The following is a 22424-nucleotide window of genomic DNA, read 5'->3' on the forward strand; positions in this document are numbered from 1 at the left end:
TTTTCTGTTATAGTATGATTTAGATTGCATGAAAGAAAGGAAATAAACGAATAATGAAATGCTTTTCAATTGACTTAGATGGAACACTATTAAATTCGAACCATGAGGTATCTCCTGAAAATGCAAGAATCCTTAAGGAGCTACAGGATCAAGGCCATTATCTTATTTTAAACACAGGCAGAGCCTACGGAGATGTTAAAAAAATCAAAGCAATTCAAGAGATGGAACTTCCAATTTTTTGTGTGAACGGATCTGTATTATACTCCGAGGAAGGAAAAATGTTATATGAAGCAACCATCCCCCTCTCAGTATATAAAGACTTATTTCCAATTCTAAAGGAAATGGGAGTAGGGATTTTAGTTTATACGAATGAAGGCGGACTTCCTTCCACCTTGCCTCCGCTCCATAATAAAACAAGAGCCGAGCTTGATACCCTATTTAATGAGTTTGATTACGATATGATCCTAACTAAGGAGGATCTAAAAATTTACAAACTCATTGCTTTGGTCTATCCAGACCAACTTGCAAAAATTGAGGAAGTAAAGAAAGCTTTGTTCGGCAAATTTGCCCTTACAATGGCTTCATCCTTTCCTAATAACGTGGAAATTACTTCTGGTGAAGCACACAAAGGGAAAGCGCTACTACGCTACCAGCAAATGATGGATGTGAAATTTGACGAAATTATAGCTTTTGGTGATGGAGGAAATGATCTTGGCCAGTTTGAGGTTGCGGACATCGCAGTTGCTATGGGCAATGCACCTCTCTATATCCAACAAGAAGCAGATATCGTCACAAAGACAAATGATGAAGACGGATTCGCTTACGCTGTTCGTCATTTATTAAATCACTAATAAAAGAAAAGGAGCTAAGGGAAATGAATTCCCTAGCTCCTTTTCAAAGTCACTCATTAGGAAAGTCCGTGCATTTCTTCTTCTGCTTCATCCCAAGGAACTGTGTATGCTTGACCTTTGGAACAAAAGATCGAGGAAGAAGTATATTTTGCATCAGCATTTTTATTATAGGCCTTCTTTTCAATAACCTCATTGGGGTTGTGACACCGATCATACCCATCAAACAGAAGACTTACTGAACCTTTACCATGAGTATAGGCTGCTATTTTCCCTGGATAGTTCATAAAGGTCGCCACCGGAACAGTTCCAGTAATGATGGCTTTATCTCCAATCGTTTTTGGTGGATTGAAACTTCCGTGCGCTGCTTGTATATCGGATAAGACTCGCCCCATATGATCAAGATCTACTTTAATTTTATATTGATACACAGGTTCAAGCAAAAGATTTTCTGCCTTTTCAAGTCCCTGCCTAATCGCACGGAAAGTAGCTTCTCTAAAGTCTCCACCTGAAGTATGTTTATTGTGAGCTCTACCGGTCAATAAGGTAACCTTCACATCAGTCAATGGAGAGCCTGTTAACAAGCCGTGATGTTCCTGTTCAAAAAGATGATGCCTAATAAGGTTTTGGTTTCCAGCACTTAAGTCGTCCGCGTGACATTGATTTTCAAATAGAATTCCTCGATTTCTTTCAATTGGTTGTATTCTTAGATGAACCTCAGCATAATGACCTAAAGGTTCAAAATGCCCATACCCAATCACCTCTGAGTCGATGGACTCTTTATACAAAATTTCCGGTTCTTCAAAGGAAACTTTCAACCCAAAACGCTCCATAACCAGTTGCTCCAAGACTTCTAACTGAATGGTTCCCATAACATGTAGGTGAATTTCTTGTAAATTCTCTTCCCATACAACATTTAACGAGGGATCTTCGGCGTCTAACGTCCGAAAATACCTTAATGCTTCTTTACTATTTATCCCTTTTTCAAATATCACTTTAGATTTTAATGTAGGCACCATTTCATAAATGGCCTTTTCTCGAACTTCTCCTACTCCTTCTCCGATAGCCGTACTCGTCAACCCAACCACCGCAAACAACTGACCAGCCTCGATAGAATCAACTGTTTTATACTTTGTTCCATTATAAATGCGTATTTGAGTCACCTTTTCAGAAATCGGATTGTCTTTTGAGCCATAGGTAATTTCATTCCGAACTCTTAATGAACCCTTTGTTGCTTTGATAAAAGTGAGTCTCATCCCATTTTCATCATGGCGTATTTTATAAACTTTTCCACAGAAAGAACTCTCATTTTCATTTCTGTAATCTGTTACCGTTAACATGTCTAAGTTTTCCAAAAAACTTGAAACACCTTTGTCTTGAAGAGCCGACCCACTAGCACATAGAAAGATTTGATTCTCTTTAATCATCTTCTGTAACGCATCTATCCAACGCTCTTTTTCATATCCATTTTCCATATAATAATCTAGCAGATTTTCATTTCGTTCAGCAACGAATTCTACGAACTCCTCCCTCATATCCTCAGTTAACAGTGAATCATTGAGCTCTAATACATCCTCTGTTAAGTTCTGTTTAATTTCTTCAATTACTCGCTTTACAGCGGCCCCTTCTCGATCATTTTTATTAATAAAGAAAAAGGTCGGTACTTTATGTTTACTTAATAGGTCCCAAACTGTCTCGGTATGCCCCTCAATTCCTTCAACCGCACTAATAATAACAATTGCATAGTCCATCACCTGGATGGCCCGTTCCATCTCTGGTGAAAAATCGATATGACCAGGCGTATCGATTAAATGATAAGTTGAATCCTTGTATGTAAACGTTGCTTGATCAGCAAAAACTGTAATTCCACGCTGTTTCTCAATCTCATGACTATCAAGAAATGCATCCTTATGATCCACACGTCCCCTATGCCGAATGCTTTTTGTATGGTACAGAAGCTGCTCAGAAAAGGTCGTTTTTCCAGCATCTACATGCGCTAATACGCCAATGGTTTTGTTCATAACTGTCCCTCAATCCGCGAAATCTTTTTCTCTACTAATTATACCAAACAATAAGCTTACTAGCGGATTGCATTCTGCTCCACCATACTGTTCTTTTTTCTTAGTATGAGTGCCAGCCTTTTAAATCTCCTGCATTTAAATACGTTTTGACTATCTTATCGGCACTGGTATCCATGTTTTCAAGAGCTGTATTCACTTCAATGTCATAGGCTTCGTTTTGCTGATGAACATATTTCAGTTGTTTTTTGGACAAACCTAGACTTCGATCACCTCGTTCCATTTCTCTTTTTTCTAGCTCATTTTGTGGACAATGGACCCCCACGAAGTAAACAGGATACCCCTCGAGTGTACTCAAGCAATCTCTTAAAGTATCATCATTATGAAGAATTTGATCGACCACCAAGTTAATTCCAGAATCAGAAAACATCCTAATTGTTCGGTGAAAATAATACTCGGTTGAGACTGGAATTAACCTTTGGTTTTCCCGGTCTTCCATACGCTCGATCACCATATCAAAATCATCAATACTATAATGAAAGTGATCCGGCAGCCTTTTGACTATAGCTTTCGCTAGAGAAGATTTTCCTGAACTCGAAACACCATTTAATAAAATTATCTTTCCCCTTGTCATCTCTAAGTCCTCCATATTTCCAGTTAATACAAGTAGAATAGTGCAAAGTGTTTTTAAAGGCAATGAAAATGATGTAAAAAACCCTCACTTAGGGGAGGTCAAAAAGCGACCAATCTAAGTGAGGGTTTATTTTAGTTAAAGCGCTGACGAACTTTTCTAATAAATACCATTGCAAGGATTCCAATGATAGCTAGATATAATTCTATCACCCATATGCTTTCAGTATATCCTGTTTGGTAAAAAACAATTGGAAAGTCAATCATTGCATGAATGAGAATGGCATAGATGACATAGGAAAATCTCTTTTTAACTACCGCTAATAACACCAACAAACTAAAAGCAATTTGCATCCAAACAGCAAAGAAACGCTCCGGGATGCCCCACAAAGCAATGCCTACGCCTTGATTGATCAATAAATCTTTTACAGCCGTTATTTGCTCAGGTGGAAGTTGGCCAGCCATCGTGGAATCAAACGTTCCGGTATTAATCAAAGTTGCAAAAATGATATTGGGTAATGTTGCGGTTAAAGCAATGACAATCGCTTCAATTCCTCCCCAACCAACACCAAAAGAAATCCCGCCTTTATAATCTAGATATTTCTTTAAGAGCCAAGTAAACAAGATGAACCGACCTAATTCTTCAAATGTACCAGCAGCCAGTCCTCCATAAAGGCCAAATATCCAAGGGTGCTCGGCATAATTCGGAAAGTTAGTAATAACGACTACATGTAAGATTTTTTCAAAGATCTGAGTGAATACAATAAAACCAATGCTTCCAATGATAATAGGTTTTACTGATATGCCAATCGTCTTTTTAAAATATAAAATAAATGCAGGAAATAACAATATGGCAAAAATAACAAATCCAATCATTGAACCAATCAATGCATTACTAACCATAATAGATTCCTCCCCCTATATCTCCCTAACTCACTTGTTTTCTGTTGTAATGATCGTGGATAACGTTCTTTTGCGCCTTGTTGGACTATCTTCATTTTCAACCAATTTCATTACTCCCTGTTGCAAGTGCTGTATAAATTCAATATATTCCTCATCTGTAGCATAAAATGACACTTGCCGATAGCCTGCACCATCTTTTTCCATATCGAATTCCTTTTGACTTACATATTTCTCGAAATCAGCCTTGACGGTCGTTATGAATTTCATAAAATAATTCTTGTGTTCTTCTGGGCTCCAATTTGAAATGTCCTCAGCCGTAATAGATGCTGAATCAGTGGCGAGCGCATAGATTTTTTCTATCGTTCCCCTTACTGGATTTTCTGCAACTACCTTGAGGATATTAGCATCTAATAACTTGTTTATATGTCTGTATAAGGTTGCTTGTGGGATATCTGGCAGTTTCCCACCAATCTGTTGGCTTGATAATTTTTTTCCATTAATTAAGGTTTGAACGATTCTCATTCTAACTGGATGCAAAACGATGTCTGCCTTCGTTTCCTTCATTAATTAACAACCACCTTCCTCTCCGTATTATTATCGAAAGTGATAATAATACACAAAAAAACTGCTAATGTACTTAAGTGAACAAATCACAACTGAAACTAGAACGTATTATTACCATTCTCAATAATGAGAATAATACTGTTGCTAAAATTTGTCAATATGAAAAGAAGCATTCCGCAAAAGATATGAGTGAACTGATCGTTATTTTATGATGGGGGAAATGATGTAAATCAATACTAAGCAGCACCAACTTTAATTGCTATTGGTAATTCCCCACCATATTTAATAAGGAGACTGATATCATTACTAAAATGCTTAAAATGGTTTTTTTGCTTATGCCGTTATCACCCTTTCACACTTTTAGGAGGCATTTGCCATAATAGCCCCCTTCCCTCTCAGAATGAATCGAATCGAAACGGAAACGATAAGGGAAACCAGCTAATTGTCTTGAAAAGGAGGAGATTAAATAATGTACCTCACTTCTATTGATGAAGTAGAAAACTTTATCCAACAAAACGAGTTAAGTTTTCTTTATGTCTTAACCAATGGTTGAAGTGTTTGCCACAGTTTACTTCCTCAGGTGGAGGATATTCTTAAAGAGTTTTCTCGTATTAAATTAGCGACGATTAATGCAGAAGAAGTGCCCGAAATTGCAGGTTATTTGATGGCTTTTACCGTGCCTGTTTTGGTTTTATATTATGATGGAAAAGAGGTTTTAAGGGAAGCACGAATTGTTCATTTAGAAAAATTCCAAGAAGACATTAAACGGATTTATGAAAGCATTTAACCCAGATTTCACTTTCATATAAAAAGGGAAAAGCCTTCATTCTAATGTGAAGGCTTTTTTGTTCTATGTTGGAATCAATGCATCCCTTTCCATTCGCCTTGGTTTTTGGATGATTTCTTCCTTTTTTCTTTTTCCTTATGTGCTCGGTTAGCTACTGCACTACCAAGTTCTTTCGAGAATTCTGAATCCGTCTTACTCGAGTCAAAACCCTGTTTATTTTTTTGTGCTGCATCATTTTTCTTCGTACGTTTTGCCATTTGGTATCCCCCCTTGATTGTTATTATGGAAAAGGATCAGGGAAATATCCTCATGACTCTTTGGTAAAATCTATTAAAAAAGGTGAATTAGATTTCACGGTAATATCTTAAAGAAACGTATTTTTCATCCATACTGTTGCCAAAACTCTGTTGTTCTTCCGCAAAAACAAACCCTTTTGCCTCATAAAAAGGTATACCTTTTTGATTCCCTTTTGCTACTGATACCCACTGTTGTGTTGCTCCTTTTTCTGTTTGCACTTCTGTAAGAACATTCAACAAGAGGGTACCGATCCCTTCTCTCCTTCTTTCTGGATCTAAATATAAAACAAAGACCTCACTGATATTTTTCCCAATCATTCCGCCACCTATTGCACCAACAACTTCTCCAGCCTCAATCGCAACAAACCAGCCATCCCACCCCTCGGATTCAACGGTAATCTCTTCCCGGATGCGTTCAAGATGATAAAATTCCGCTATGGTTCTTTCTATGTATTCCTGTGAGTGAGTATCCTTGTAGGTCGCCCGATAGGCTTGCGAACAAACTTTTGAAATTCCTTCAGCATGCGTGATATCTGCACGTTTAATGTCCACTCTTTTTCCTCCCACCCAAATAAAATATATTTTTAACAAAACTTAAACCTGGGAAATGACAACCCAGTTTTTAATTGATCATCCTTGTGTATCAAGTGGCTCCAACCGCGATTCGATTGCCTGTCTTTGATCCTCAAAGTATGGGGGCAAGGCAAGGGTTTCACCTAACTGCTCGAAAGATTCATCCCCTTCAAAGCCAGGTCCATCCGTAGCTAATTCGAACAAGATGCCGTTCGGCTCACGGAAATAAAGAGAACGGAAATAATATCTTTCCACAAAGCCTGAACTAGGGATTCGATTTTCTTTAAGGAAGGCAACCCATTTGCGCAATTCATCTTCACTTTCCACACGAAATGCAACATGGTGCACACTTCCTCTACCAGCTCGTTCACGAGGAAGATCTGCCTGTACAATAATATGGACCTCTGCACCATTTCCTCCTTCTCCAGTCTCAAATACGGTTACATCATGTTGGCCGGCAGAAAGATTGTATTTCCCACTTTCTCGATACCCTAATATTTGTGTTAAAACCCGCTCCGTTGGTCTCAAATCGGCAACGGTCAACACGACCGGACCGAGCCCAAAGATTGCATGCTCAACTAGAACAGGACTTTTATCCCAAGCCTTCCCCCCCGAAACTCCCTTGTTATTCTCATCAGAAATGAGGGCTAGGCGCTGATTTTCAAAATCCCTGAAAAACAATGATTTTTTTCCATTCATTTCTGTCAACTCATCATGTTCAACATTATATTTTTCAAAACGCTTTTTCCAATATTGAAGAGACTCATCTGATGGTACCCGTAAAGTTGTCAATGAGATGCTGTTTGTCCCTGGATAGGTTCGGCCGGCATTTCGAATTTCAAAAAAAGTTAAATCTGTTCCAGGATTTCCTCTTTCGTCTGCATAAAACAGATGATACATTGAGGTTTCATCCTGGTTTACTGTTTTTTTCACTAATCTCATTCCGAGTGTATTTGTATAGAATTCATAGTTTCTTTTGGCATCTTTGGTAATGGCAGAAACATGATGCTGCCCTTTTAATGGTTTTAATTGCATGTTCAAACCCCTTTATTTGGTCCTTTTTTATCATTGTAGTTCTTAATGGGTAGAGTTTCCAATAACATGCTCTTTAAACACTCCTACATGGGAAGACTCTCTGAAAAACCTTAAATTGAAGTTTCTGTGAAACATTTAACAAAAATGAAAATTAGAAGGGTTTTTATGTAACAATAAAGAAGAAATAAGGTTAGTACATTTTATACCTCAATTAGAATAATTGGAGGTGCACAAGATGCACATGAGTGAACCTTTAAAGGGAAGCCTGGTGCAGCTAGAGAATCTTACAGAAAAAGACCTTCCTGTATTATGGGACCTCCTCTTTAATGAGGATTATCCAGAATGGAGAAAATGGGATTCACCGTATCTTACCTTACAACCTATTGAATACGAGAAGTTCTATGACCAAATGCTCAACTTAATGAAACAGGAACTAGATAAGCAATTGCTGATTAAGGTTTCAGACAATATTATCGGTGTTTTATTTTACGATTGGGAACATGAATCTTCAAATTCACTAGAAATTGGAATTGCTATTTACCACCCCACTTATCGAGATGATCAGTATGTCGCAGATGCCTTAATAACATGGATGGACTTTTTATTTTACACCTTTCCCATTCCCCGAATTGGATTAACAACATGGTCTGGAAATGAACGAATGATCAAAATCGGGAAAGAACTAGGCATGATGGAGGAAGGACGTATTCGCAAAAGTCGCCTTTATCGAGGGAAATATTATGACAGTATTAAGCTTGGTATCTTAAGAGAAGAGTATGAAAATTTAACAATAAAGAAGAACAATCCATCCATTATGGATATTTAATAAATCTCACAAAGAAGCTTGGGTCTTTTTACGGTTCCAAGCTTTTTATTATTTTTCCAATGAAGAGATTGCCTAATAGTTAAAGAATAATTGTTCACAATCAGTAGAATTCGCATTACTTACAAATAACCACCATGTTACAATTATTAGAATAAAAAAGGAGGTTCAGCAATGAGTTGGGTATCCATACTTACTTTGTCACCCATTTTAATGATATTATTCTACATAGCTATATTTGTTTTTATTATACGTTTTTCAATGAAAGTGCTTAAAAATCAAAAGGAAAACAACGAAATTCTTAAAAAAATCTATAACAAGTTAGATCAGAAAAATTAGAAGAGCTGGCCCTCTATACAGGAATAATGTTTTGGCGGTTCGCCTACTACATAAGGCTGTGTTAAAGTACCTTGTTGTTTTTCATACATGGTAGGAGCGGAAGGCACGGAGACTCCTGCGGGAATGCATTCGGACTCCAGCTTCCGTTTTCTGCCCGGGCCTGTCCAAACATTTCCGTTTTTTACCCTGAGACTATCCGATCACAACCCTCAATCGGACTCCATTTCCGTTTTTCACCCTGAGACTGTCCGAACACAACCCTCATTCGGACTCCATTTCCGTTTTTTCACCCTGAGACTGTCCGAACTAAAGTTAGTCTAAAAAGTGGACACGTGAAAATGAGATTTTATTTATAATAAAAATATCATTTAAAAGGACGTGTTCAAAATGGGGAAGCACTTTTCACAAGAGTATAAAGAATATGTATCAAAGTTAGTGGTTGAGGAAGGCAGAAAGGCATCAGATGTGGCTTATGAATTAGAAATTTCATATAAGACTATCTGTAGATGGGTCAAGAATTATAGAGAGGAATTAAATTCTAATCAGTCTGGAGAAGTTTATATTACCCCTTCTGAGTTAGAAAAGCTGAAAAAACAACATGAAAAAGAGATACAACAACTAAAAGAGGAGAATGCAATCCTAAAAAAGGCGATGCACATCTTCACCAAAAACCAAGAGTAATTTATACCTTCATCCAAGCCCACCGTGATGAACATACTGTTGTGAAGATGTGCGAAGTGTTAGAGGTATCACCAAGCGGTTTTTATAAATGGTTAAGGACTCAAAGTAAACCTCGCTCTGAAAAAGAAGCCTATAAGGATGAAATTAAGCAAAAGATCAGTAAGTCTTTCCACGAAAGTATGGGGACTTATGGCAGTCCTAGAGTGCATAATGACTTAGTAGAGTGGGGATATAGCATATCGGAGAAAACAGTCGCCAGAAGAATGAAAGAACTCGGTCTTACAGCTACTCCAAAAGAAAAATTCGTAGTCACAACTGATTCAAAACATAATTTAAATGTATATCCAAACTTAGTTAAACGGGAGTTTAACGTAAAGGAGCCTAATAAAGTCTGGGTAGCTGATATTACTTATATTTGGACACTTGAAGGTTGGTTATATTTATCTTCGATAATGGATTTGTTTCCTAGGAAAATAGTAGGTTGGAGTATAGGGAGTACCATGAAGAAGGAATTGACTCTACAAGCCTTAAACATGGCCATTATCTCAAGGCAGCCACCTGAAGGGGTTATACATCATTCTGATCGTGGTTCTCAATATTGTTCTAATGACTATATTGATGCATTGAAAGAACATAAAATGCAAATTAGCATGAGCAGAAAAGGCGACCCGTATGACAACGCTTGCATTGAGTCTTTTCACGCTACAATAAAGAAAGACTTAATCTATAGAAGGCGTTTCACTACAAGAGCAGAAGCTATAAAAGCCATCAATTTTTATATCAGCAATTTTTATAATGAAAAGCGTAAACACTCGACATTGGGAAACTGTTCTCCGAATCAATTTGAGAATAAGTATTACCAGTCAGAGCTTAAAATCATCTCATAGATTAGACATTTGGTGTTAAAAATGACCAGTCATGTTTTCCGAGTGGTCATTTTTAACACCCCACCAAACGAAGTGCGGTAGAAGTTTGAGGAGAATTTTGTCTCAATTTTTTGTGTCTACTTTCTTGACAGAAGACCAGAACACAACCCTCATTCGGACTTCATTTCCGTTTTTCACCCTGAGACTGTCCGAACACAACCCTCATTCGGACTCCATTTCCGTTTTTCACCCAAAGACTGTCCGAACATACCCCTCATTCGGACTCCATTTCCGTTTTTCACCCTGAGACAATCCAAACTCTACCTTCATTCGGACTCAATTGGCGCTTAAGCGCCCGGCACGACCGGGGAAAGCGATGTGCCTTGAGCGAAAATCTCCCCCTTTAACACAGCCTTTAATAAAGGAAAAGCAGTCCATTTCAATTTAGAAAAGGACTGCTAATTCGTGTGCATAGGTATTGTATATCAAAACAGAACTGTTACAGTTGTGATCGGTCGTTTTTCAATGTCAATAAGAAGGAACTTTTGTTATTTCCACCACTCATCAAAAATAGTTGCAGGTAATTGGCGTTTATGTTCTGTTACGAGATAGCGTTTCTCAATTTTTTCCGCAACTTCAGGAGAAACCTTTTTGCCTTCAAGGTAATCATCAAGCTCGTCATAAGTAATACCTAACTCTGTTTCATCGGCTTGCCCTGGCTTTTGATCCAATAAGTCTGCTGTAGGAACTTTCAAATAGAGCCTTTCTTCTGCACCTAACTCCTGTAGCAAAGCTCTCCCTTGGCGTTTGCTTAAACCTGATAAAGGGAGAACATCCGCTCCACCATCGCCATATTTTGTATAAAAACCAGTAACAGCCTCGGCAGCATGGTCGGTTCCAATCACAAGCAACCCTTCTTCTCCGCCAATAGCATATTGTGCAATCATTCTCATGCGTGCCTTTACATTGCCCTTATGATAATCGCTTAGTAATTTGCTACCTATGGTATTGAATTCCGTCTCAACAGCATCCACGGCACTTTTGACATTATAAACATACTCTTTATCTGCCTTAATAAAATCTAACGCGGCTTTTGCATCATCCTCATCTTTCTGAACTCCATAAGGGAGGCGCACAGCAATAAATATTGCTTCATACCCTTCTTTTCTAGCTTCTTCCACCGCAAGCTGGGCAAGTCTGCCTGCTAGACTTGAATCTTGTCCACCACTAATTCCAAGTACAAAACCTTTGGCTCGAGAGTTTTTTAAGTAGTTTTTTAGAAAAGTTACACGGTCTTTAATTTCTTGCTTTGCATCAATTTCTGACTTTACATGTAAATCCTTTATAATTCTCTCTTGTATATTCATCGCATCCACCTCATTTATAACATACTAAAAGTTTAATACTTTCTGACTCTAGATTCAAATGAATGGTCGGATTGGACGAGCGGTATCTTTTTTTAACTTCGACAAAACACGAAGAATCTTCTCTTTCTTTGCCGAACAAATACTTGTTTTGTCATTCTTAAAGGATTCCTTTATTCGATAGCGAATGTGTAATTATCGGGGAGGGATTCGTATGAATACAAATGCAGTTGCAAAATTACTTGGTGTTTCACCGAGCACCATTCAGCGCTGGGTGAAGCATGCCAATCTTAAAATGAACCGAAATGAACTTGGCCATTATGTGTTTAATGATGCAGATATTGATGTAATGAAAAAAATTCAAGAGCAGATTAATAATGGAGTCCTCCTTCAAGATATTGCTGCAGCAGCGAAAAAGACTCGACAGGCAACGGTAAGGAAAGAAATGCGCCAGGAGGATTTCGAGAAACTTCTAACTAAAATAACTGAACTCGAGGCAAAAATAGAGCGTAAAGCTGACGAACATGTTTCGTACCAACTCCTGCAGCACCGAAGAGAAATCGAGGAACTCCATGAAAAAATCGACACTCTCACTCAACAAATTGAAAGGTTAGAAGAAAAGGACAGAAAAAATGAAATGGATTCAATTGATATGGTTGCAGCCTCCACTGAAGAGACTGGACTCTTTAAAAGGCTAAAGAAAAAAAACTTCATTAGTTCGTTTTTAGGGATTTAAAAAAGCACATTTCAATGATGTGCTTTTTTCATTCTCGTTGACTTAAATATAGCTTTGTGAATAACCTAGTTTTCATCCTGGACAGCGTTCTATCAAGTAGTTTTATCTATGTAGTGATTTTTTCATATGTCTTTTTATCACATATAATAAATAATCTGCCATCAGTTGGGATCTCTTCATGAGAGCGGCGTGCAATATCTAAGCTAGTTCCGTCCGAAATTAATGTTGCACCTTGTTCAAATAGTTCTGCAGCAGCATCTCTATACGTAACCCAATGGTTCTTCTTCCTAATCTCATAAAGGGTTTCCCCTTCTTTTTTACTCATAAGCTGTTCGAATAATTGACTAGATCCATGATGAATGGTCGCTTGCGCCATTAATCGAGACAAAGAGTCACTAGACAAAATAAATTCATCGACATTTGCGTGGTCAAAAAGCGCTAGGTGCATTTCCTTCTTCACTTCCACCACTGTATAGATATCTTTATTGTGTTTTTTTGCCAGTTGCTCCACTCTTGAAGCAATGAGAAGAGACTTTCCATCCGAATACTCTGCGTGTTCATTCCATTCATCGGAAAAAATCGCCACCGATTTTGCCTCAAGAATATTGGCTTTTAGTAAGATATCTTCAGCAGCTGGGTTTCCACTAACAAAATGGACCCGCTCGTGAACGATTGGGGAATGGGGGCTATTATCAATAACGACCACATCACTTTTATTATCGTTAAGGAGGATTTCCTCAAGGATACTTCCGAGCTTATCCTTTGAGGAGCCAATCAAGATATAATGTTGTTTCCCCTCATATTTCAATTTCCCTTCCTCCTTTAGCCTCCGGAAGATAGTAAAACCCTCGAAGAGCTTCCCTACAAGAATCCCCATTGCGCCAATCCCAAAGGTATAGACAAAGGCCATTGTAAAGATCTTTCCAAAATCAGTTTTAGGATATATCTCACCGTATCCAACTGTAACAAGTGTTGTCATCGTCCACCATAGGGCGTCAAGAAAACGCGGAAATGTTTCAGCCTCGACCTTCAACATTAAAAAACTACAAAGCACTATTAGAATAATAGCAATCACTGCCGCATGCCACAGACTGATCTTGATAAATTTTGAGAGCATTCTATGTAAAACACCCATCATGTATCCTCTTTTCACAATGCTCTTATTGCTTATAGCGTTTATTGCATTTTATTTGTACACATCTAAAGAAATCCAATTATCAGATAAGAACTTGTAAACTTATTTAAAGCTTCATCATTAGCCGTACTTACGCTAAAATTCCAACTGAGTTTTTAAAGTATGCCCAAAACAGTGAAGATGAATGCCTCTTTTTTGCATCTGTCCAAGAGTATATTTTTTTCAACAATAAAAAGAACGGCGGTTTTTTATCCCCCGTCCAATTTTAAAATCAATCAAACCAAATTATGGAGCCAGTTACTTCGTAAAGCGATTCGCATAGCTGGAGGCTACAAATGCTTCTGGTTTAATTTTAGGTTCAACGCCAATGGTTTCAAGTCGTGAAACCATTTCCTGTACAAACTCTCTTGTCTTATTTCTCTTCCCCGAACCGATATCCAAATGACCTTCCATCGTAAAAGTAGCACCTTTATAGATATGCGGTAAAACGATGTCAATCATCCGGTTCTTATGCTCTTCTGTAAACTGATAAACGATTTCCTCCGTAAGTGAAGTTTCATAACTGATCCGTTCATGGAGATGAAGCATTTTTCTTGGAACAATACTTTTTCTAATACAAGCCCATGCGCCTTTCCCTTCATTTTGAATCACAATGCCAGTAATAAAAATGGTTCTGTCCATATGAACCTGAGAATCAGTTCCAACCATCAACTTGTAATTCCCATTTGGCTTTCGGTTCATAAATTTAAGGATTCTCTCAAATACCTGGTCAAAAGTCATGTTCTGTTCTTGTAAATTCTGAAAAACATACTGATTTGTACCCACCTGTTATCACCACATTATTTGGGATAGAGTTGAATTTTTCACCCTAAACACCTTTGATACTACTATTGTATTAAGCTAGTAACAGGATGTTGTTCATTTTCTGTGATTTTTTCAGACGGACACGCACCAATCGAACCTTTCATTCATATACCAGTTGGCCAAGTAGCTAAACGTCGTTCACTTTTTTTGCGTTTTGAGGTTAATAGGTATTCAAGCGATTGACATAAAAATTTTCTAGTCTCGGCTGGCTCAATCACATCATCAATTAAATGTTTGGCTGCCGCCTTATATGGCGAACTATCAAATGACCAATGAGTAAGGAGCTCCTGTCTCATTTCCTTTGGATTATCAGATTTTGCCAACTCACGACCATACACAACGTTAATTCCAACTTCAGGACCTGTGAAATTAATTTCTGCTGTAGGCCATGCCACAACTAAATCTCCGCCCATTCCTGGACCAGCCATATTGCCATAGGCTGCACCAATGCTTTTACGGATAACTACAGAAATCTTAGGTACCGTAGAAAGAGCAAGTGCTTGATTCCAGACCATAATTTTTGTTGGCATTTTTGCTTTTTCCGCTTCCGAGCTGATACGGAATCCTGGTGTGTCATGAAGAAAAACCAATGGAATATGAAAAGAATCGCAGAGACAGATAAATTCAGTGGCCTTTTGACATTCTTGAGGCCCTGGTGCACCTGCAAATTGATTCGGTTGATTCGCAATGATTCCAACTGTTTGCCCATTTAGATGTGCCATACCAGTAATCAGCCCTTTACCAAAATTAGGCTGAACCTCAAACATCTCTCCATCGTCAACAAGAATTCGAATGATTTTTTTCATATCATAAACCCGATTGCTTTTCTCCGGGAGGATGTCATACACTTCCTCCACCCTCCGGTTAGGGTCATCGTTAGTTGCCCTCATCGCCGGCTGTTCATCAGCATTTTGCGGCATATATTCAAAATATGTTTTCAACTGATTGATACATTCCTCTTCCGTAGCTGCATTCTGATCAATTTGACCAGTATATTTATTATGAACAGTGACTCCACCGAGTTCCTCCGGTGGTAGCTTTTGACCATTAGCAAGTTCAAGCATCCTTGGGCCCGCAATTGCCATGCATGTACCATTAAGCTGGGTGACAAAATCAGATGAGACCGCCATCCACGTTGGTCCCCCAAAGCTATCACCAAGAATAGCCGTCATCGTGGGAACCTGGCGATGATGAGTTAACATTTCTGGAGGAAACAATTTATCGCTAATCCCGTCTGAACCCATCCCATCTGGCATACTTAATCCTCCACCTTCATGTAAGAAAAACATCGGTAATCCATTGCGTACAGCAAAATCGTGTACCATTCTTGATTTCCGAATATGAACATTTCCTTCTGTCGCTGCAAAAACGGTCTTGTCTCCAGCCTGAACAACTGCAGGTCGCCCATTGACTTTACAAACGCCCGCTATGAGACCATCTCCATAGCTTTTCTGTTCCTTGCCACTTACATCTGACGTATTTAACATTCCGAACTCCATAAATGACCCTTCATCAGCTAATAAGTCAATTCTCTCTCGAGCAGTTAAAAAGCCTCGGTGATGCTGACTTTTAATCTTCTCTTCTCCCCCACCCAATTGAGCTGCGGCCTTTCTCTCTTGTAAATCCTCTACTTGTCTTCTAATGTTATCCATAGAAACCTCCTATTAATCTAGTTATTAAACATTCTAACCAGTCAGTATATAGGTCTATCATTAAGAGCCTCCTATTAGTAGCAGGCTTTTAATTTTTTATTTATAGAACACGTTTTATGCAGACTATAGTTTTAGAATCTTCTGAATATATATTTACTCTATCATAATATGTATGTAAGCTTATAACAATTATTTCAATAAAAAACTGTATCCTTTCCGTTTTTTACGAAATAAAATAATAGAAAATGTTAGAATATAGGTAGAGCAAATAGTCATTACATGGAGATGACCAAAATGAACAAAATTGTTTTATTTGATGGAGAATGCCACTTTTGTGACCAAAGTGTTCAATTCATCATTAAGAGAGATCCCAACGCTAACTTTAAGTTTGCATCAATACAAAGTGATATAGGGCGACAAATCATTAGAGATTATAACATCCCACTGCATATAGATAGCTTGATATTAATTCAGGATAACCAATTCTATATAAAGTCAACTGCAGCCCTACGAATCTGTAAAAATTTAAAAGGGGTGTGGAAAATCGGGGTTTTCTTTCTCCTTATTCCAACACCTATTCGGGACTTGGTCTATGATGATATTGCGAAAAATAGATATAAGTGGTTTGGAAAAAAGGAAGTATGCGAAATTCCATCACCCGAAATAAAGAAAAGATTCTTATAGATTAGCTTCCAATTTCTAATAAAAACTTTTGAACTTCTTTTAGAAATAATTCCTTTTCTTCCAAAAAGGGGTAGTGATTGCTCTTTAAGAAAGTTACCAGCTTAGAACCTAAAATCTCATCATGCATCTCAAGTGAGTACACCAATGGACATTGAACATCGTAATTCCCACACATAATGAGCGTAGGTGTCGTAATCAGTTTTAACTTTTTGCTCACATCAAAGATTTGAAGTTCACGATTAAAGAAGTTCATCCTTGTAGCTGACATTTTTTTCGTTCTATCTGTAGAGAAAAATTCTGAATAACGTTGCGGATCATATAATGAAAGCTTTGTTCGTTCAATGGAGAGCGCCTTTCTTGCTTCATCAGATAAATCAGAGCGTTTCAATTCTTCTATTAGTTCTTGCATTCTCGTGAATTGGGGATGGTTTCGATTATAAATACATTCTGAAGAGAATGTAGCATATTCCCTGGCTGCAGCACCCACTACCACATTGAAGCTCAAACTATCTGAAAAATAAATAGCGTAAATAATCCCTAGCATCCCCCCGGTTGAATGCCCAGCATAGCCCCATTGATTATAACCCAATGCCTCTCGAATGGCCTCTAAATCGAAAATCGTCTCCAACATACTAAGCTGATAATGTTCTACTGCTTTCGCCGACTGTCCTGCTTCCCTCAAGTTCACAAGATAAACTTGATGTGAGCTGGTAAAAGTATCTGCAAAATAGTCGCCTGTCTCATTAAACTCAGAGTAATGATGTGTCACACATAAGGGGGTGCCCTCCCCCTTTATGAAGATTTCAAACACTCCCCTAGAAGTATTAACCAACCTTCGCTTCCATATATCCACCCTATTTCCTCCTCGTCATTCTAAATGTATGAACCTGCTATATTCCAAACTTTTCCTTAATTTTCACAGCAACCTCTTTAGGACCTAAATTGGTATTATTAATCTTAATAAAATTCTTCCTAGTAATTTCCCCAGCAAAGGAATTCAATCGATAATGATTCATACTACTTTTCAACTCATTATCAGACCATTCAAGATCACGTTTTGAAGGCTTATGGGCAAGTCGGTTTGGTGATTTATTTCTAACTTTCCGTTCATCTATATCTGCTTCTAGCTCTACAAAGTAGATTTCTGCCCCTTTTTCTTCAAAGATTGTGCAAAGTTTATCAACAAACGCCCAATCATCCTTTTCGTTAAAAGCCCAAACGTAGGTAAAAATCATCCCTTCCAAATCACTATTTGCCACAGCTTTAAACACCTCAAAACGGAATAAATCCGATAGCCTCCAAGTCTCAGGTCCGAACCCAAAAATTGGAGACAAAAGCTCTAACGTCATATGATTATGAAAGAGTTTTAATTGTGTTTTTTGGGCTAATTCCTGCCCTACCGTCATTTTTCCAACAGCTTGCGGGCCAAAGATTAGTACAAATTTCATGTGGTCCTCCCTGAATGATGCTTCCATCTACTATTTATAAGAACAACACCATATGATGCTCATCTAAATAGGTGAGCTCATCTAATTTTAATGCCCGTTTTTCTGTTCCAAACACGTCAAACCCCAATGATGTATATAGTTTTTTCGCTGGTTCATTTGTAGTTACAACAGACAAATTTAGTTGCTCTATCACTCCAATGGATTTCGCTTTTTTAATGGCCTCGATTAATAGAATTCTGCCAATGCCAGATCCACGATTTGCTGGGTCTACATACATCCCAACAATATTGGCTCTATGTCTAAACTTTATATATGTTTCTTTCACCAATGTAACGGTACCGACCAACTGATTATCTAAAAAAGCCCCATAAGTAAAAGATTCTTCCGATGCAAGCCTTTGTCTATACACCTCAACAGGTCTGTTTTTCTCTTCTTCGTAACTTGAACCGAAAGCCTCAGGGTTGTTTCTCAATGCTTTTAATCTAATCTCTAAGTACTTCTCCGCGTCTAGGACTCCTAATCTCCTAATTTTCATCTTTCCACCCCTTTTAAAAATGATTTTATCAACCATTATACTTCAGAATATAATGAAAATAAACGAAAAGAGTGTCCCTTAACAGGAACACCCTTCTACAGCTCTAGAAAGAAGTTAAATGCTAATTTATTAGTTGTAATGCATCAATATTCCCTTCAATCTCAATACCACTTGGAATGCGCAAATAAACAAAAGAATCTCCACTCCTGAACGAATGATGCTCAAACATCGTTTCTCCAGTAAATTGTCTAACTGGATAACCATTTCCTGCAATTGCAAAGTTAAACTCTTGATAAATAGAATTAATCGTTAGGATATTGTCTGTTAATTCAACTTCACTGGGCTTTAGAAGGCTTGAGAAATCAAGTTCGTCTACCACTAAGCCCGTTGAGTAAATAGCTACCTCAATTGTCGCATCCGCTTTTTCCTTCCTTTCTACAAAAACTTGCGGTCCATTAATTGTATTAGGAACAATGCTTATTGATTTGTTCGAATAATGTTCAAAGTTTCTCTCTTCTTGTAAATAAGAAGAATCAATTTCAGCGACTTCTCCATTACTTAATTTTGAATAAAGCTGTGAATAAGGATCATTCATTTCATCATGGTCATCCTTTTCTTGAACACTTTTTATATTCCCATGTTCCTGGGCAAAAAGCGGAACAGTTACTGAAGCAAGAACAAGCACTCCCACATAAACCAATAGCAGCCAGTGGGTGATTTTTATCGTCAAGTACTTTTTTCCAATCTTGACTGTGATAAAAAAGAACAAGCCAAACAAAATGACAAAAACAATGGGTAAAACGGCACCTAGCAACATCATTATCTTTTCACCTCCAAGCGGTTCAATACACTAGTAGCAAGTGTAAAGAATGCTACCGTTGTAAGTACTGCTTTTAGAATAAATAACGATACTGTTGTTTCAGTTGTATAAAACTGAATCATATTCCAGAAAAATGGTTCCTTTTCCTTTAAGGAAAAAGCCTGGAAAAATAATGTCCCAATAAACAACACTGGAATAATCACCACAAACACTTTGCTTATTTGAACCAATGTTCCGATAAAATATCCAATAGAGCTAATTAAAAACAAGTAGAAAAACGTGGTGAGTATTCCCAGAATGTAATGAGATGATCCACCTGACAGATGGTATAATTGTTCATCCATGAATAAAGCTGAAATAATTTGTAGTAAATTCCCTGACAATACTGAGGTAATAGCACCAAGGAGGCCTGCACTTCCCAAAAACAATACATTTGCTAGGCTACTACTTAGTCGATTGGTTACGAAAGTGAAATCATAATTTCGGTACGGTTTGGTTGTGATCGTTATTGCTGTTATAAACGCCCAAATCATCGTAAATACAAAAATCATATCGGAAGAATAGTATTTTATATTTACACTAATGTCTCCCCCACTAAAGCCAGAAGAACCTACACCACCCAATGAAAAAAGCATCGCTAAACTTTGAATCCCCACAAGCGAACTAAACGAATCAATATTTGCCTTCAATTTATAAAAATATTGATTTTTCACCGTTTCTACTAAACTAGTAGTTGTTAAAGACATCATCTATTCCCCCCTTTGACTTTGCTTCTGTTGTGAGATGAACAAAAAGATCACTTGAACGAACAGCTGTAACCTCTAAACCAGCCAATTGTGCTTGTTCTTCTATGCTACCTGATCCTGATGAATCTTTCCTAACAACAGCATACAACGTGTTCATTCCCACCTCTTTTTGATATAGAACTTCTTTATTGTTTATCAGTTTTAGAACAGTTTCTGAGTTCCCTTTGATCCCACATGCCCATTCTTTGACTTCGGCAATTGGCAAATGCAAAAGCTTGCTTCCCTTATTAATTAGGAGAACGTCCTCTAGTATGTCTTCTACCTCATCAACATGGTGACTTGAAATAATGATTGTCCTGGGGTGAGCAATATAATCTTTAAGCAAGGCACGGTAAAAATCTTTCCTAACAGCTTCATCCATTCCCGTTGTCGGTTCATCAAAAATCGTTAACGGGCAGCGAGAGGCTAAACCAATAATCATATTAAATGTGCTCGTTTTCCCTTTTGATAGTCGATTATGATAAGCTTTTTCGTCAAATCCAAAATAATCAAATAGACGTTTTGCTAAATTGGCATCATAGTTTGGATAGAACCGTTTCGCTTCTCCTAATAATTCACCTAGTTGCAATGCAGGCGGGAAGCTCATTTGATCGTCGACAAAGATACTATTTCCCGAAACATTCAGACTATTAAATGATCTCTCAGAAAAAACCCTCACTTCTCCTGATGTATTTTTTATGTACCCTGCGATAATTTTAAGCAAAGTGGTCTTACCTGCACCATTTCTGCCGACTAGTCCTGTGATGGTGTTCTCTTCAATTGAAAAAGATAATTGATTTAGTACTTTTTTTCTGTTATATGACTTTGTCAACTCTGAACATTCTATCACTTTCATGTTTGTACCTCCTCTTCATTTGCGTCTTGGATCATGGTAATCAATTCTTGCTTAGAAATATGTAGCCTGTTTGCCTCTTGAACTAATTCATCTACTAACTGCTTTAGTGTTTGATTTCTCCGTTTATTCAGGATGATTTGTTTTGCATCTTCAGTCACAAACATTCCAAGCCCCCGCTTTTTATATAGTATCTTCTCGTCTACTAGAAGATTAAGTCCTTTCGCTGCAGTAGCTGGATTAATTGTGTACATTTCTGCAAGTTGGTATTGTGAGTAAACCTTTTGATCCGCTTGGAAGTGGTTATTTAGTATTTCTGATTCAATCCAATGAGCTATTTGTACATAGATAGGCTTAGAACTATTATTGTTAAGAATCGCCCTCGCCCCCCTCCGGTGTAGTGCATTACTGTTGTAATGTAGTATATAATAATTTGCCAATCTTTTCAATTCAATTCGTAAAAATTAGGTATATACAAAAAAAAAAAACAGCCCGTAATTGGTAACGGATTCCGTTATGGGAGAGAAAACTTAAATTCTCCCCTTAAAAAGTAAGGTGTTTAGCACACGATTTATCACATTAAATAACAATAAAAAAAGCATCGGTCACTGATAACCGATGCTCTTTTTATTTTCTGTTTAATTTCTTATTGAATTTGCAATTTCCACTAATATTTCGGGTGTAACTTTATTAGATATTCTTTTATCAACACTCAAAACATACTGAAATCCATTTTTTTCGAATACTAAGAGGTTAAAACTTCCTACGGCTTTCGTGCTATAAATTGCTTCGTTGCCGTCATTTAGTTTCATTTTTTGGTCGATAAGGTTATCCCTGAAATCAATCCCATATTTAACAGGTTGGACAAAAATCTTATAGTGATTTTGAGGTATATCCTTATTTATATACTTGATTTCAAGTTTATCGTTAGGCTTATCTTCTATATCACCTACCCTTGAAAAGCTATGAGTAAAAGCAATTGGAGGTAGTTCGACTGGCAATTCAATATTACGATTAAAATGTATGCTACTATCTTTTAATGCCTGATGAATACCTGTATACCCGATTTCAAAAAATGATTTTTGAAATTCTTCGCTTGAGTAGTCTGCTTTAGCTACAAATGAAAATGTAAAGGTGAGAACAATACATAAAACGGATATTTTTATTATCTTGATAAAAACCACG

The 22424-nt window shown here is 37.5% G+C and carries 26 protein-coding genes; 7 read left to right on the plus strand and 19 right to left on the minus strand.

Annotation, left to right across the window (positions count from 1 at the left end; genetic code table 11):
• Positions 1 to 53 precede the first annotated feature (53 nt).
• On the plus strand, positions 54 to 851 hold the full coding sequence (locus tag H0185_RS01780) for an HAD family hydrolase (RefSeq protein ID WP_221870617.1): 798 nt from the start codon (positions 54 to 56) through the stop codon (positions 849 to 851).
• Between the two features lie 56 nt (positions 852 to 907).
• Here H0185_RS01780 and H0185_RS01785 read toward each other — a convergent pair whose 3' ends face one another.
• The 4 genes from H0185_RS01785 to H0185_RS01800 all read right to left on the minus strand — a co-directional run bounded on the left by H0185_RS01785 (position 908) and on the right by H0185_RS01800 (position 4963).
• Entirely contained in the window at positions 908 to 2869 is a 1962-nt protein-coding gene (locus H0185_RS01785) for a GTP-binding protein (RefSeq protein ID WP_221870619.1), read from the minus strand.
• A 100-nt stretch (positions 2870 to 2969) separates the two neighbouring features.
• Entirely contained in the window at positions 2970 to 3500 is a 531-nt protein-coding gene (locus tag H0185_RS01790; protein ID WP_221870621.1) for a chloramphenicol phosphotransferase CPT family protein, read from the minus strand.
• A gap of 131 nt (positions 3501 to 3631) precedes the next feature.
• Positions 3632 to 4399: a YhfC family intramembrane metalloprotease gene (locus tag H0185_RS01795; RefSeq protein WP_221870623.1), complete on the minus strand. Its 768-nt coding sequence runs from the start codon at positions 4397 to 4399 to the stop codon at positions 3632 to 3634.
• 30 nt (positions 4400 to 4429) lie between these two features.
• Complete coding sequence (locus tag H0185_RS01800; RefSeq protein ID WP_221870625.1) at positions 4430 to 4963, minus strand: helix-turn-helix domain-containing protein; 534 nt, start codon at positions 4961 to 4963, stop codon at positions 4430 to 4432.
• 580 nt (positions 4964 to 5543) lie between these two features.
• Between H0185_RS01800 and H0185_RS01805 the strand changes: the two genes are divergently transcribed.
• Entirely contained in the window at positions 5544 to 5750 is a 207-nt protein-coding gene (locus H0185_RS01805) for a thioredoxin family protein (RefSeq protein ID WP_343223061.1), read from the plus strand.
• Positions 5751 to 5824: 74 nt separating this feature from the next.
• Here the strand turns inward: H0185_RS01805 and H0185_RS01810 are convergent, their stop codons facing one another.
• The 3 genes from H0185_RS01810 to H0185_RS01820 form a co-directional block, all read right to left on the minus strand.
• Positions 5825 to 6007, minus strand: coding sequence for a hypothetical protein (locus H0185_RS01810; RefSeq protein WP_221870627.1), 183 nt, complete (start codon positions 6005 to 6007; stop codon positions 5825 to 5827).
• Positions 6008 to 6094: 87 nt separating this feature from the next.
• Positions 6095 to 6598, minus strand: a complete 504-nt coding sequence (locus H0185_RS01815) for a GNAT family N-acetyltransferase (protein ID WP_221870629.1) — start codon at positions 6596 to 6598, stop codon at positions 6095 to 6097.
• Between the two features lie 78 nt (positions 6599 to 6676).
• Positions 6677 to 7654, minus strand: a complete 978-nt coding sequence (locus H0185_RS01820; protein WP_221870631.1) for a ring-cleaving dioxygenase — start codon at positions 7652 to 7654, stop codon at positions 6677 to 6679.
• A gap of 235 nt (positions 7655 to 7889) precedes the next feature.
• On the opposite strand from H0185_RS01820, the gene H0185_RS01825 reads away from it, so the two are divergent.
• The 3 genes from H0185_RS01825 to H0185_RS01835 all read left to right on the plus strand — a co-directional run bounded on the left by H0185_RS01825 (position 7890) and on the right by H0185_RS01835 (position 10384).
• A complete protein-coding gene (locus H0185_RS01825; protein WP_246628960.1) occupies positions 7890 to 8480 on the plus strand; it encodes a GNAT family N-acetyltransferase in 591 nt (196 codons plus the stop codon).
• A 723-nt stretch (positions 8481 to 9203) separates the two neighbouring features.
• Complete coding sequence (locus tag H0185_RS01830) at positions 9204 to 9497, plus strand: transposase (RefSeq protein ID WP_221870632.1); 294 nt, start codon at positions 9204 to 9206, stop codon at positions 9495 to 9497.
• Positions 9498 to 9508: 11 nt separating this feature from the next.
• Positions 9509 to 10384, plus strand: a complete 876-nt coding sequence (locus H0185_RS01835) for an IS3 family transposase (RefSeq protein ID WP_343223066.1) — start codon at positions 9509 to 9511, stop codon at positions 10382 to 10384.
• Positions 10385 to 10911: 527 nt separating this feature from the next.
• On the opposite strand, the gene nadE is transcribed toward H0185_RS01835, so the two are convergent.
• Positions 10912 to 11730, minus strand: a complete 819-nt coding sequence (gene nadE / locus H0185_RS01840) for an ammonia-dependent NAD(+) synthetase (RefSeq protein WP_221870634.1) — start codon at positions 11728 to 11730, stop codon at positions 10912 to 10914.
• Positions 11731 to 11941: 211 nt separating this feature from the next.
• Here nadE and H0185_RS01845 point away from each other — a divergent pair, with 211 nt between their 5' ends.
• Positions 11942 to 12463 carry a MerR family transcriptional regulator gene (locus tag H0185_RS01845; protein WP_221870636.1) on the plus strand — a complete coding sequence of 174 codons (522 nt, stop codon included), beginning with the start codon at positions 11942 to 11944 and terminating at the stop codon, positions 12461 to 12463.
• Positions 12464 to 12569: 106 nt separating this feature from the next.
• Here H0185_RS01845 and H0185_RS01850 read toward each other — a convergent pair whose 3' ends face one another.
• From H0185_RS01850 to H0185_RS01860, 3 genes are all read right to left on the minus strand, one after another.
• Entirely contained in the window at positions 12570 to 13580 is a 1011-nt protein-coding gene (locus H0185_RS01850) for a potassium channel family protein (RefSeq protein WP_246628961.1), read from the minus strand.
• Positions 13581 to 13895: 315 nt separating this feature from the next.
• Positions 13896 to 14378, minus strand: a complete 483-nt coding sequence (locus H0185_RS01855) for a ribonuclease H-like YkuK family protein (RefSeq protein WP_221870814.1) — start codon at positions 14376 to 14378, stop codon at positions 13896 to 13898.
• A gap of 188 nt (positions 14379 to 14566) precedes the next feature.
• Complete coding sequence (locus H0185_RS01860) at positions 14567 to 16114, minus strand: acyl-CoA carboxylase subunit beta (RefSeq protein WP_221870637.1); 1548 nt, start codon at positions 16112 to 16114, stop codon at positions 14567 to 14569.
• Positions 16115 to 16408: 294 nt separating this feature from the next.
• On the opposite strand from H0185_RS01860, the gene H0185_RS01865 reads away from it, so the two are divergent.
• Positions 16409 to 16798 (plus strand): thiol-disulfide oxidoreductase DCC family protein, encoded by a 390-nt coding sequence (locus H0185_RS01865; RefSeq protein WP_221870639.1) that lies wholly within the window; start codon positions 16409 to 16411, stop codon positions 16796 to 16798.
• 1 nt (position 16799) lies between these two features.
• Here H0185_RS01865 and H0185_RS01870 read toward each other — a convergent pair whose 3' ends face one another.
• The 8 genes from H0185_RS01870 to H0185_RS01905 all read right to left on the minus strand — a co-directional run bounded on the left by H0185_RS01870 (position 16800) and on the right by H0185_RS01905 (position 22423).
• Complete coding sequence (locus tag H0185_RS01870; protein ID WP_221870816.1) at positions 16800 to 17645, minus strand: alpha/beta fold hydrolase; 846 nt, start codon at positions 17643 to 17645, stop codon at positions 16800 to 16802.
• Positions 17646 to 17688: 43 nt separating this feature from the next.
• Positions 17689 to 18246 (minus strand): AAA family ATPase, encoded by a 558-nt coding sequence (locus tag H0185_RS01875; protein WP_221870641.1) that lies wholly within the window; start codon positions 18244 to 18246, stop codon positions 17689 to 17691.
• Between the two features lie 34 nt (positions 18247 to 18280).
• Positions 18281 to 18781 carry a GNAT family N-acetyltransferase gene (locus H0185_RS01880; protein ID WP_221870643.1) on the minus strand — a complete coding sequence of 167 codons (501 nt, stop codon included), beginning with the start codon at positions 18779 to 18781 and terminating at the stop codon, positions 18281 to 18283.
• 121 nt (positions 18782 to 18902) lie between these two features.
• The gene (locus H0185_RS01885; protein WP_221870645.1) at positions 18903 to 19601 is read right to left on the minus strand and encodes a hypothetical protein; all 699 of its coding nucleotides are present in this window, start codon (positions 19599 to 19601) and stop codon (positions 18903 to 18905) included.
• A complete protein-coding gene (locus tag H0185_RS01890) occupies positions 19601 to 20350 on the minus strand; it encodes a hypothetical protein (protein ID WP_221870647.1) in 750 nt (249 codons plus the stop codon). The genes H0185_RS01885 and H0185_RS01890 overlap by 1 nt, the downstream gene beginning before the upstream one ends.
• Positions 20328 to 21242, minus strand: a complete 915-nt coding sequence (locus H0185_RS01895) for an ATP-binding cassette domain-containing protein (protein WP_221870649.1) — start codon at positions 21240 to 21242, stop codon at positions 20328 to 20330. The genes H0185_RS01890 and H0185_RS01895 overlap by 23 nt, the downstream gene beginning before the upstream one ends.
• Positions 21239 to 21616, minus strand: coding sequence for a GntR family transcriptional regulator (locus tag H0185_RS01900; RefSeq protein WP_221870818.1), 378 nt, complete (start codon positions 21614 to 21616; stop codon positions 21239 to 21241). The genes H0185_RS01895 and H0185_RS01900 overlap by 4 nt, the downstream gene beginning before the upstream one ends.
• A 261-nt stretch (positions 21617 to 21877) precedes the next feature.
• Positions 21878 to 22423, minus strand: a complete 546-nt coding sequence (locus H0185_RS01905) for a hypothetical protein (protein ID WP_246628963.1) — start codon at positions 22421 to 22423, stop codon at positions 21878 to 21880.
• Position 22424 lies beyond the last annotated feature (1 nt).

This window comes from Mesobacillus maritimus, assembly GCF_019749255.1.
Lineage (GTDB): Bacteria > Bacillota > Bacilli > Bacillales > Cytobacillaceae > Mesobacillus_B > Mesobacillus_B maritimus_A.